Raw genomic sequence first — 11,553 nt, 5'->3', positions numbered from 1 at the left:
GGATTATAGTCAATAAGGGAAATGAAATTGAAGAGGTGTATAGGAATATGTTAGATACTTTTTTACAGCAGGCTGGTCAACAGGCTTTAGCCGGCATGGTTTCTCATCTGATTTTTATCATTATTACCTGGAGGGTCCTTCAGGCGATAAAGCTGGAAGGGTGGATCCGTAAAGACCATGTATTTGAAGTCAGGGTATTGATGATTCTGGTTACTATCACGATTGGTACAAGCGTCAGCCGTTTCTTCCTTGATTTCCTTCAATGGTCGCAGCAGTTGGTCCATCTGTTCTGATTGTCGCATCATGTTGAGAAATAAACCGTATGCAATAACCTCTCCTTGGAAACAATGAAAATAGTAATCTATCAAGGAGAGGGTTGTTACGATGAGAAGACTGTTGATCATCCTGGTTGCTGCTTTGGTTTTAAGCACAGATTTGGAAACTTTCGCAGGGGTCAAAATCACAGAAGAAATGCCACTTTATGCCATTACTGAACATTTACAAAACCAGGGCATTGAGGTGGATGGCTGGAATGTGATGGCGAAGGAGTCATTCCCGTCCCAGCACTTGGAGGAACTCCAGGCACAAATAGAAGAGGAACTGCCAGAAGCAGAATGGCAGCAGGCTTCTGATCGTAACAGCATTAAATATTCGATGACTAACCCACAAAAAAAGGAAGGGATCGTCGAAACGTTTATTGTCATTGTCCCAAGGGAAAAGAGCAATCATATCGAACTCATTTATAAAATAACAGGGACAAGCTGGGGGGAAGCAAGTGAACATTATTTAACAAATTATTTTTTTGTTAAAAAAGGTCGAATCTTCACAGAAAATGTCGCTATTTTCTCTTGTGCAAAAGCTGAATTTAATGGTATTATTGATGATGTTTTAGTGTATCAAAAATTAAGACAAGCCCTAGATATAAAAACAATCGAATCGATAAATGAAACTGACTTTACCAGTATTTCCGGATATACACCAGAGTGGGAGCAGACGATCCCGCTGCCAGAAGGTGCCATGAATGTCCAATTTGCTGTCCGCAAAGGTTTGGGCGCAAAGACAAGTATTACAGTAGGCACACCAATAATCACGTCTGAATATTAATAATAATGAATATGGACTCGGAGGAGAATGAACCGTGGAAAAAATCATCGTCCGTGGTGGGAGGCAGCTGAATGGCACCGTGAAAGTTGAAGGCGCCAAGAATGCCGTACTGCCTGTCATCGCAGCAAGTATAATTGCAAGTGAAGGAAAAAGTGTCCTTCATGAAGTTCCAGCATTAGCTGATGTAGTTACTATAAATGAAGTTTTACGCAATATTGACGCTGAAGTAGGCTTTGAAAACAATACAGTTACCGTAGACGCTTCTGGCGATATTAAAACAGAGGCTCCATTTGAATTTGTACGTAAGATGCGTGCTTCTGTACTTGTACTGGGACCACTTTTGGCCCGGTATGGTCATGCTAAGGTCGCTATGCCAGGTGGATGCGCAATTGGATCCCGCCCGATCGACCAGCATTTAAAAGGTTTCGAAGCAATGGGAGCCAAAGTAAATGTCGGCAATGGTTTTGTCGAAGTAAATGCTGATGGGCGCTTGAAAGGTGCCAAGATTTACATGGATGTACCGAGTGTCGGTGCAACAGAAAACATCATGATGGCTGCAGCGCTTGCCGATGGCAAAACAATCTTGGAAAACTGTGCCAAAGAGCCGGAGATTGTCGATTTAGCAAACTTCCTGAATAAGATGGGAGCTAAAATCGTAGGCGCTGGTACAGAGACGATTCGTATCACCGGAGTGGATAAGCTTAAAGGTGCGGAGCACACAATTATCCCTGACCGTATCGAAGCAGGTACGTTCATGGTAGCAGCAGCTATCACGAAAGGAAACGTGCTTGTGAAGGGAGCAGAAGCAGAGCACCTGCGTTCCCTTGTCTCTAAAATGCAGGAAATGGGTGTCATTATTGAAGAAGAGGAAGATGGCCTTCGTGTTATCGGACCAAACCATTTAAAAGCAGTCGATATCAAGACTCAGCCTCACCCAGGTTTCCCGACAGATATGCAGTCACAAATCATGGCATTGATGCTTTCTGCTAAAGGAACAAGTGTTATCACGGAGACAGTATTTGAAAACAGGTTCATGCATGTGGAAGAATTCCGCCGCATGAATGCCAAAATGAAAATCGAAGGCCGCAGTGTAATCATCGAAGGCCCTTCCGATCTCCAGGGTGCGGAAGTAGCTGCTACCGACCTGCGGGCAGGAGCCGCTTTGATACTTGCTGGTCTCGTAGCTGATGGTTATACACGTGTAACTGAATTGAAGCACTTGGATCGCGGATATGTCGATTTTGCAGATAAGTTGGCACAGCTTGGAGCTGACATTGAGCGCATCAATGAAAATCCTGCAGGCGAACAAGAAACAGTCGAAGATTCCGTGCAAGCTACTTCTTAATAACAAGAAATATGGAAGCTTACCCCGCCTTCAATGGCAGGGTGAGCTTTTTTTATACGTTAAGATAGGTTAACTTTGTGAAAAGGGTTAATGATGAAAAAATATTTTTCTCATCCTTGTCGACAAGCCAGTTTTTTTCTAATTACATACAGTTTAAATTGGGTAAAAACCAAGTTTTTCTGAAGACATGTTACTAAAAAGGTTCTACCATATCCTTTTTCTGTATAAATATTTACTAGAGACATCTATTAACGTTCTAGCAGGAGGGCATGGGATGAAAAATTGGAAACGGCCAGGTTTGATCACATTTTCTTTTTTATTACTGATGATACTCATTATTCCCACACTGATCGTCTTACCATTTATTGACTCAGACAAGGAACAGCGCATCGCCGAAGAAAAGCAGGAAGAGCTGCCGGAACTGGTAGAACTTCCGGAAGACCTTTCCCCTTTTAACATCGATGTCCTGCGCACCAACACGAACAAGGTGGAAGAAGTACCGCTGGAACAATATGTCGCCCGGGTGGTCGCATCGGAAATGCCGGCAGATTTTGAACCTGAAGCCTTAAAAGCACAGGCATTGGCGGCAAGAACGTATATCGTACAGCATTACTCCAACGGAGAAGGAATTTCCGAGCAGGCCGATGTCACCGATACCGTGGAACATCAAGTGTACAAAAATGAATCGGAGTTACGGAACCAATGGAAAGCTGACTATGACACCAAGATGAACAAAATCAATCAGGCAGTTCGGGAAACTGCAGGTGAAATTATAACCTATGAAGAAAAACCGATTTTTGCTGCTTTTTTCTCAACGAGCAATGGGTATACCGAAAACTCGGAAGATTATTGGAAAAACCCTTTTCCCTATTTGAAAAGCGTCGAAAGTCCATGGGATAAACAATCCCCTAAGTTTCTTGATCAGAAAGTTCTCTCTGTACAAGAGGTGGAAGCTAAGCTCGGAATTACATTTCCTGCTGATGTAACCGCCTCCCGTATCAATAAAACAGAAGGCAACCGTGTCAGCAGTATTGAAGTAGGCGGTGAAGAGTTTTCAGGGAGAGAAATCCGCGAAAAACTCGGGCTTAAATCCAGTGACTTTTCCATTGAACAAAAAGATGGACATTTGATTTTTACCACCAAAGGCTACGGTCATGGCGTCGGCATGAGCCAATATGGAGCAAACGGAATGGCAGAGCAGGGAAGTGACTACAAAGAAATCGTCCAGCATTACTACCAGGGAGCAGAAATCACCGAAATGGACCAGCTCAACACCCTCCAGGCCATGATAAACCCGAATGAATAATATGAGTAAAGCTTGTAGAAACATTCTGCAGGCTTTTTTCATGCCTTAGATCTTTAGCTTTTACGTAAATGAATAAATGTACCATACCTAATTTAGTAACTCCCATTGCAATTATGAAGAAGGTGGCCGGGAAATGACGAGACTCCTCTGGGAGAAGAAGGCTGGCAAGACCCCGCAGGGCTAAAGCCCGAGGAGGCTTGCCGTCTTTCCCACGGAAAGCGAGTTATTTCCCGGCCACCTTAAACTAACTACGGTTCACAGGTACTGGTTTACATTTATTTAACTGAATTTTCTTCCAGTTTATGATAATTTTTTTTGATTGGATGTATAAGTCTCTCATTTTTTGCTCAGAATGGTTGCTGAGGTGATGAACAAATGAGAGATGAAGAAAAAAAGAGCGTCACAAAACTTAAGTTCCGACGCTTGTTAGGTAAGAAGTGGGTGTACCCGGCAATCTATCTTTCGGTTGCAGCTCTAGTTTTAGCAGGAGTCCTTTGGTATCAGCAGCGTGGAGAAGAAGTTGATTTTGCGGATGATCCGAATGTGAATGATGAAGTGATCACAGAAGATCCATTCGGAGATGAAGATGCTGTCCCAGTCATGGAACAAAGTGAAGAGTTGACGATGCCAGTAGCAGAGCAGGAGAATTCTACAATTGTAACGAAGTTTTATGATTACGACGCTTCTGAGGAAGACCAGGAAAACGCACTTGTATTATATGACAATAAGTATTACCAGAGTACAGGTGTCGATATCACGAAAAACGATGAGAAATTCGATGTCACAGCAGCGTTAAGTGGTACCGTTACAGAAGTGAAAGAAGATCCGCTTTACGGGAATGTCGTCCAAATCGATCATGGCCAGGAAGTGACAACTGTTTATGCAAGCCTTGATGAAGTACAAACAGAAGCTGGTGCGGAAGTCAAGCAAGGGGATGTCCTTGGTACTTCAGGCAGAAACATCTTTGGACAGGCAAGTGGAGTTCATGTACACTTTGAAGTCCGCAAAGATGGTGAAGCTTTGAATCCAGAATCATTCTTCGGAAAGCCTTTCAGTGAACTGGAAAAACAGAACACTGAAAAAACAAAAGACAGTGATGCAGCTAATGAAGAAGGATCAGCTGAAGGTGAAGATGCCACGAATGAAGAAGAAAATCAAGATGTAAGTGACGAGGAAATCGGAGAATTGGAACCTGGAGCGGAAGAAGAAGCACCAGGTGAAGGTGACGAAGAAACAGGCGTCGAAGAAGAGCCTGGTATGAATGAAGATGCCGAATCCTCTATTTCCATGACACAAACCTGATTAAAGTCGCGCGTCCTGCGCGGCTTTTTTATTTTGTACACCTATTGGGATATTATGCATAAATTTTTTTGTCATGAACTTGTCCTTCCCCTCATACCCTCAAAAAGACGGTTTTCGCTTAATTTCAGGACTTGTCGCCTTGTTTTTCATACATATTCCTGCCAGCCCACTAATAAGATGTAATTAACCGAGCATTCGGTAGCATCCGAGGTGAACGTTACGCACATAGAAATGACACAGTTTCGGTTAAATGCTCTTTTTCATCGATAACATACCCCAAGTGAATCACCTTGTCTCAATACACACCTTGGATAGTCAACCATAGGAGGCGAGTGATGTGCATGATTACATCAAAGAGAGGACCATCAAGATAGGGGAATACATTGTGGAAACGAAAAAAACAGTGCGAGTGATCGCGAAGGAATTCGGCGTTTCGAAGAGTACCGTCCATAAGGATTTGACTGAACGGCTCCCAGAGTTGAATCCTGAAATGGCCGCGCAAGTAAAAAAGATCCTCGACTACCATAAGGAGATCCGCCATCTCCGTGGTGGGGAAGCCACGAAGCGTAAGTACCAGATGAAAATACAGCCAGAAAACAATCAGCCTGTACAGCCCTCACAATAAACAGAAAAGATCCTCCCTTTTGTATAATTTCCTCGAATTTTGGAAAGTTTTTTCAGTAGAGGTGCGACGATGGTCGTACTTTTATGATAGAATATAACATTAGATGCATTATGTTTTCGAACGGATGCGAGAAAAGTCTTGTGTTGAACAGGGAGGATCTACTAAACATGCTAGCTAGAGATATCGGAATTGATCTTGGTACCGCGAATGTGCTGATCCATGTGCGTGGAAAAGGAATCGTCCTGGATGAGCCTTCTGTAGTCGCTATGGACCGGACTACAGGAAAAGTCCTGGAAGTAGGGGAGGACGCCCGCCGGATGGTTGGCCGTACTCCTGGTAATATAGAGGCGATCCGCCCACTTAAAGATGGTGTGATCGCTGATTTTGACGTTACCGAAGCGATGTTGAAACATTTTATAGATAAAATCAATGTGCGTGGCTTTCTATCAAAGCCTCGCATGTTGATATGCTGTCCAACTAATATAACGAAGGTCGAACAAAAAGCGATCCGGGAAGCGGCAGAGAAATCCGGAGCGAAAAAAGTTTACCTGGAAGAAGAGCCAAAAGTGGCAGCCATCGGTGCAGGGATGGAAATTTTCCAGCCGAGCGGTAACATGGTCGTTGATATCGGTGGTGGAACGACAGATGTTGCTGTCCTTTCCATGGGGGATATCGTTACGGCTTCTTCTATCAAAATGGCTGGTGATAAATTCGACCAGGAAATCCTAAGTTATATTAAAAAAGAGTACAAGCTATTGATCGGTGAACGTACGGCTGAGGAAATTAAAATCAGTGTCGCTACTGTTTTCCCTGATGGACGTGATGAAGAAATCGATATTCGCGGACGTGACATGGTTTCCGGACTTCCACGTACGATCACGGTTCGTTCTTCCGAAATTGAAAAAGCACTTCATGAATCGGTGATGGTCATTGTACAGGCGGCTAAATCGGTTCTCGAGCGCACACCGCCGGAATTGTCAGCAGACATTATCGACCGTGGCATCATTATTACGGGTGGTGGTGCGTTGATTCATGGCATCGATAAATTACTGGCAGAAGAATTGAAGGTACCCGTCCTTGTCGCAGAAGAGCCGATGAACTGCGTCGCGAAGGGTACTGGAATTATGCTGGAAAACATCGATAAGATCGCAAAAAATAAAATCAGAAGGTAACGGTTTTTATACTTTAAGAAAGTTTAACTTTGTTAAAGGGTTAAAGTATAAGAAAAGACTAAGGCTTTCGCCATAAAGCCTTGGCGATAAGCCAAGTTTTTCTAATAGGAAGGAGCGATTCCCTTGCTGAGAGGATTCTATACGGCTGCTTCTGGCATGATTGCACAGCAGCGCCGCCAGGAAGCATTATCGAATAACATGGCGAATGCCAATACCCCAGGGTTTAAATCGGACCAGGGTGTTATGCGTGCATTTCCGGAATTATTGATGCAGCGGATGGAAGCGAAAAGCTTGCCGACCGGCAGGGGATTGCACGTCCCGTTCAACCAGGAACTTGGTGGACTTAATACCGGCACTTACTTGCAGGAAACGGTGCCTGATTTTGCCCAGGGAGATATCCGGGAGACAGGAATCGGGACAGATCTGGCACTGGTTAACGGCGACCTTCCTGATGAAGAGGGATCGTTATATTTTACCGTTCAACATGAGGACGGAGAAGCGCGTTATACTCGAAATGGAAATTTCACCGTGGATGGACAAGGATACCTGGTAACACAGACAGGGAATTATGTTCTCGATGAGGAAGGAAGCCGGATTGATGTCGGCGGGATGGATTTTGATGTAGCCTCAGATGGCACGATCAATGTGGCTGGTAATGATACTCCGCTTGGCATCGCCTATATTAATGATGCTAACAGCCTTGTTAAAGAAGGGGATACCTCGTTCCGCCTGGAAGAAGGCGAAGCGGAAAATGCAAGACAGACGCCAGGTGTGAATTTTTCTGTACAGCAAAACCATTTGGAGCGTTCCAATGTGGATGCCGGCAAAACGATGACGGAAATGATGAATACCTACCGTAATTTTGAAATGAATCAGCGGGTGTTGAAAGCTTATGATCAAAGTATGGACAAAGCTGTCAATGAGATTGGCAGATTGACGTAAGGAGGGACAGGTATGTCGAGGTCAATGATCCAGGCTGCGGTGACGATGGGACAGCTGCAGCAAAAACTGGACGTAATCGGTAATAATCTGGCAAACAGCAATACGCCGGGATATAAAACACGTAATGCAGAATTTTCATCTTTATTGATGCAGCAGATCAACAACCTCGATGAGAAAAACACCTCTGTCCCTCGAATGACACCTGAGGGCATCCGCAGTGGTTCCGGCGCCAAACTGGGTGCTGTGACAGTGGATTTGACCAAAGGAACGCTGCAGACAACGGAACGAAGTCTTGATGCTGCCTTACTTACGGATAACCATATGTTCCAGGTAGAAGTGCCGACAGATGAGGGGACAGAGGTCCGTTATACACGAGCAGGAAACTTTTACTTGAACCCGATTGGGGGCAATCAGTTGATGCTGACGGATTCCAATGGGGCGCCTGTGCTTGGTGAAAACGGCCGTATTGTACTGGAAGATGGTTTTAATGGATTGACAATAGCTGAAAATGGTACGATTATAGTAGACAGAGAAGAAGGTCAATCTGTCGAAGGGCGACTCGGTATTGTAGAAGCGGTACGACCACGGATACTGGAGGCCAGTGAGAACAATACCTTCCGCCTGCCTGCAGAGGATGAACTGAATCTGGAAGCAAATGAAATTATCCAGGCGGTTGCTGCTGATGACGTACATATACAGACTGGGGCACTCGAATCCTCTAATGTCGATATGCAAAAGCAAATGACGAATATGCTGATGGTACAACGAGCCTATCAATTCAATGGCCAATCTATTTCTTTGAGCGATCAGATGAGTGGCTTGGTCAATCAACTGAGATCTTAACTGTAAGGAGTTACCCAACCATGTCAACAAACCCTACCGGTCAAAAACAGCCGACAACAAGAAAAAAATATAAAAATGAAGCTGAAACAAAACCAGCTGCAAAAAGTGCCGATGAAAAGAATCGAACGTCACGTAAAAAAGAGGAGAAGCCGCCACGTCGCAGGATTTTCCCGATTTGGCTGCGTCTGATTGTCATCACGATTTTATGTGTACTCGCATTGATTGTCGGGTTGATCGTAGGTTATGGTGTACTTGGAGACGGCGATCCACTGGATGTACTGAAGTTAGAGACGTGGGAGCACATTTGGAATATCGCCACAAAAACAGATTGATATAGAAACCAGCCCGGCCCCAGCATGATGATGCGGGGCTTTTTTCATGCCCGCCTGCTGCACCCCGGGTCCTCCAAATTCTGGAGGGCCCGGGGTGTTTCGTATGGTAAAGCGTTTCCCTGGCTGCTTTTTGTGGAAATAGAGTAGAAGCAGTCAGAAAAAAGGGGGTTGGATTTTGCAAACGGAAATTTTCGTAGCTGGCGGAGGAGTCGGAGGACTTGCCCTTGCAGTCAAATTGGCAAGCAGCGGTGTGCATGTGACGGTCGCTGAACAATTGAAAGATGAGTCTCCCTTATACAAAGGAGAACTTCTCCAGCCTAAAACGATAGCGATATTGGATCAAATGGATCTTTTGCCGGAAGTGTTGCAATACGGACATAAAATCGAAACGCTCGCCTTCCAGGAAGCCGATATAAATCCCGGCAGACCCCCTGAGGAAATTGGCAGCACAGAGCTCACCTATAACCGGATTGCCAGTACGTACAATTATTCGGTAATGATCCCCCATGAAAAAATCAAAGAGATTTTACGCAACAAAGCAAGTCAGTATGGGGAATACTTTCATTTTATACCTGGAGCACGTTTTCTCGGTTTTGAAAACGGTCATGCCAAAATCAAGCAGGCAAAAGAAACCTATGCCATAACAGCGAATGTCTATATCGGTGCGGAGGGGAGAAGCTCCCCGACACGCCAGGCGATGGATGTGTCCATAAAACGGAAGGATTACAACCATCATTTTTTAACGGTCACCATTCCACGGCCGGAATCTTTTTTGGAAGGGAAAATCGTCACGACGAAGGAGTCTTTCCTTGGGATGTTCCCTTTGCCCGATCATGAAATCCGAACAGTGCTCTTAATCAAAGCTGGTGAATATAAAGCCATTAAGGAAAAGGGACTGGAACACGTTTATGAAGTCTATGGCGATTTGGAGCCGCGGCTGAAAGAGTATGTTCGTGCCATTAAGGATTGGAAACAGATCCAGCTGATGGTGCCGTACACCTATCACGTCGATCGTTACGTCCGGGGGAACATGGCGCTCTTGGGAGATGCCGCGCATACAGTCCATCCAATGGCGGGGGAAGGGATGAACCTTGCTATTCAGGATGCCGACGTGCTCGGAGAACTGCTCAGCTGGTGTAAGCACAAGAGCAAGCCATATCATAGCTATCTTTCCTACTATGAGCAGGTACGGCGTCCGAGAGTGTCGTTCTTATTGAAGCTGAGCCATCTATCAGCGCTTGTCTATTCGTATCCATATGCCTGGTGGCGAAAGCTGAGGATGCAGGCCGTGCAGCGGATGTACGAAGATGATCAGCTTCATGTGAAACAAATGCTCAATACATCAGGTCTTGGAATCTGGGATTTTTCCCTCGTTGATCGGGCTATACAAGGCAGTATGCTGCCAGTCCGCAAAAAAAGCATTACAGATCACCAGCAGCAACGCTATATTTTTGATGAAACAGATGATTATCCATGGAAACGCAACGAACTGGAAGGGGTAGAAATAGATGAATGAATGGACGATAGCTATGCAGGCACGTAAATGGATGAAGAAAAATGAATCGTTTTTATACAGTTGGCATGCCTATGTCGGCTCGGAGCTTGGGTTATTCGATGAATTCAAGGAACCCGCTTCGATTGAAGAAGTAGCATTTCGCACCGGCTATCCCGAAGATTTGCTGGAATCCTGGGTTCAGGTCGGAGTTGAATTAAAACACTTGAAAGAAAAGGACAGTAAATTCCGCACCTCCAAAAAACGGTGCAGCGCCTTAATGTCAGATTATGGATCCCCTGGGGTAGCGGCACTGTTGAAGGAGATGATGGAACTGCACCTGCCGACGTTGCTTGCTTATCCGAACATTATGCGTTCGCAGGAACGGTCTTCCTTCGACCATGAAGAGTTTGGCGGCATCGTTGCGGAGACATCAGCATTACTGGAGCATTTTGCCATCCGGAAAATCAAACGGAAAGTACGTGAGCAAAAAATTGAAACGATCGTCGATCTCGGCTGTGGTCATGGCGGATATTTAAGGAAGCTGGCCGACCATTTTCCTGACATAAACATGATTGGTGTCGATATCAATGAAAAAGTGATCGAGAGTGCCAGGCTGCAATCGAAAGATTATCCGAATATCAGATTTGAAGTAGGTGACTTTGAAGAATGGGAGCCTGAAGAAGGTAAAGTCGATATGATTCTGCTGCATAATATTTTTCATTATATCCATCCGGAGGATCGCAGCCTGCTGCTTGAGAAAATTAATGAAAACCTGAAGGGGGATGGCGTCGTTTCCGTTATCACCCCACTCAGCGGCACCGAGCATGGCAAAGCGTTTTCTTCCGCGTTCAATAGTTTCTTTGTTGCGCACTCTAACCTCTATGCCCTGCCGAAACAATCGGACTTAGATACGATTTTCGCAAAAGGAGACTTTGATATTTTCGATTTGGATCCGATTATTAAAGAAGGTTCGTGGTTTACGTTCTGGCTCAGTCCGAAAGCTGACGAGAAGACAGACGCAAACCAGGAAGAGGAGAGAGAATCTCCTGTCCAATCCGTATCTTCTAACTAAAAAAACCCTCTTCAG

The 11,553-nt window shown here is 44.9% G+C and carries 12 protein-coding genes; all 12 read left to right on the top strand.

Features of this window, described 5'->3' with window-relative positions; translation table 11 throughout:
- Positions 1 to 47: 47 nt before the first annotated feature.
- The 12 genes from B9Y67_RS08200 to B9Y67_RS08145 all read left to right on the top strand — a co-directional run bounded on the left by B9Y67_RS08200 (position 48) and on the right by B9Y67_RS08145 (position 11,538).
- Positions 48 to 293, top strand: a complete 246-nt coding sequence (locus B9Y67_RS08200) for a DUF1146 family protein (protein WP_085506243.1) — start codon at positions 48 to 50, stop codon at positions 291 to 293.
- Positions 294 to 384: 91 nt separating this feature from the next.
- Complete coding sequence (locus B9Y67_RS08195) at positions 385 to 1,104, top strand: YwmB family TATA-box binding protein (RefSeq protein WP_085506242.1); 720 nt, start codon at positions 385 to 387, stop codon at positions 1,102 to 1,104.
- A gap of 34 nt (positions 1,105 to 1,138) precedes the next feature.
- The gene (gene murA / locus B9Y67_RS08190; RefSeq protein ID WP_085506241.1) at positions 1,139 to 2,449 is read left to right on the top strand and encodes a UDP-N-acetylglucosamine 1-carboxyvinyltransferase; all 1,311 of its coding nucleotides are present in this window, start codon (positions 1,139 to 1,141) and stop codon (positions 2,447 to 2,449) included.
- 274 nt (positions 2,450 to 2,723) lie between these two features.
- Positions 2,724 to 3,755, top strand: coding sequence for a stage II sporulation protein D (gene spoIID / locus B9Y67_RS08185; protein ID WP_085506240.1), 1,032 nt, complete (start codon positions 2,724 to 2,726; stop codon positions 3,753 to 3,755).
- A 375-nt stretch (positions 3,756 to 4,130) separates the two neighbouring features.
- Positions 4,131 to 5,057, top strand: coding sequence for a M23 family metallopeptidase (locus B9Y67_RS08180; RefSeq protein WP_085506239.1), 927 nt, complete (start codon positions 4,131 to 4,133; stop codon positions 5,055 to 5,057).
- A 337-nt stretch (positions 5,058 to 5,394) separates the two neighbouring features.
- Positions 5,395 to 5,682 carry a sporulation transcriptional regulator SpoIIID gene (gene spoIIID, locus B9Y67_RS08175; protein WP_062442375.1) on the top strand — a complete coding sequence of 96 codons (288 nt, stop codon included), beginning with the start codon at positions 5,395 to 5,397 and terminating at the stop codon, positions 5,680 to 5,682.
- 167 nt (positions 5,683 to 5,849) lie between these two features.
- Positions 5,850 to 6,854, top strand: a complete 1,005-nt coding sequence (locus tag B9Y67_RS08170; protein WP_062442373.1) for a rod shape-determining protein — start codon at positions 5,850 to 5,852, stop codon at positions 6,852 to 6,854.
- Between the two features lie 123 nt (positions 6,855 to 6,977).
- Entirely contained in the window at positions 6,978 to 7,796 is an 819-nt protein-coding gene (locus B9Y67_RS08165) for a flagellar hook-basal body protein (RefSeq protein WP_085506238.1), read from the top strand.
- 12 nt (positions 7,797 to 7,808) lie between these two features.
- Complete coding sequence (locus B9Y67_RS08160; RefSeq protein WP_085506237.1) at positions 7,809 to 8,639, top strand: flagellar hook-basal body protein; 831 nt, start codon at positions 7,809 to 7,811, stop codon at positions 8,637 to 8,639.
- A 20-nt stretch (positions 8,640 to 8,659) separates the two neighbouring features.
- Positions 8,660 to 8,971, top strand: a complete 312-nt coding sequence (locus tag B9Y67_RS08155) for a DNA-directed RNA polymerase subunit beta (protein ID WP_085506236.1) — start codon at positions 8,660 to 8,662, stop codon at positions 8,969 to 8,971.
- A gap of 175 nt (positions 8,972 to 9,146) precedes the next feature.
- Complete coding sequence (locus B9Y67_RS08150) at positions 9,147 to 10,487, top strand: FAD-dependent oxidoreductase (protein ID WP_085506235.1); 1,341 nt, start codon at positions 9,147 to 9,149, stop codon at positions 10,485 to 10,487.
- Positions 10,480 to 11,538: a class I SAM-dependent methyltransferase gene (locus B9Y67_RS08145; protein ID WP_085506234.1), complete on the top strand. Its 1,059-nt coding sequence runs from the start codon at positions 10,480 to 10,482 to the stop codon at positions 11,536 to 11,538. The genes B9Y67_RS08150 and B9Y67_RS08145 overlap by 8 nt, the downstream gene beginning before the upstream one ends.
- Positions 11,539 to 11,553 lie beyond the last annotated feature (15 nt).

Source organism: Thalassobacillus devorans, from assembly GCF_900176565.1.
GTDB lineage: Bacteria > Bacillota > Bacilli > Bacillales > Halobacillaceae > Thalassobacillus > Thalassobacillus devorans_A.
This window is presented reverse-complemented; position numbering and strand designations above follow the sequence as displayed.

Bases quoted from the DNA above. Each gene is read 5' to 3' on its own strand.
- B9Y67_RS08200 (WP_085506243.1), top strand. From the start codon at position 48: ATGTTAGATACTTTTTTACAGCAGGCTGGTCAACAGGCTTTAGCCGGC.
- B9Y67_RS08195 (WP_085506242.1), top strand. From the start codon at position 385: ATGAGAAGACTGTTGATCATCCTGGTTGCTGCTTTGGTTTTAAGCACA.
- spoIID (WP_085506240.1), top strand. From the start codon at position 2,724: ATGAAAAATTGGAAACGGCCAGGTTTGATCACATTTTCTTTTTTATTA.
- B9Y67_RS08180 (WP_085506239.1), top strand. From the start codon at position 4,131: ATGAGAGATGAAGAAAAAAAGAGCGTCACAAAACTTAAGTTCCGACGC.
- B9Y67_RS08170 (WP_062442373.1), top strand. From the start codon at position 5,850: ATGCTAGCTAGAGATATCGGAATTGATCTTGGTACCGCGAATGTGCTG.
- B9Y67_RS08160 (WP_085506237.1), top strand. From the start codon at position 7,809: ATGTCGAGGTCAATGATCCAGGCTGCGGTGACGATGGGACAGCTGCAG.
- B9Y67_RS08155 (WP_085506236.1), top strand. From the start codon at position 8,660: ATGTCAACAAACCCTACCGGTCAAAAACAGCCGACAACAAGAAAAAAA.
- B9Y67_RS08145 (WP_085506234.1), top strand. From the start codon at position 10,480: ATGAATGAATGGACGATAGCTATGCAGGCACGTAAATGGATGAAGAAA.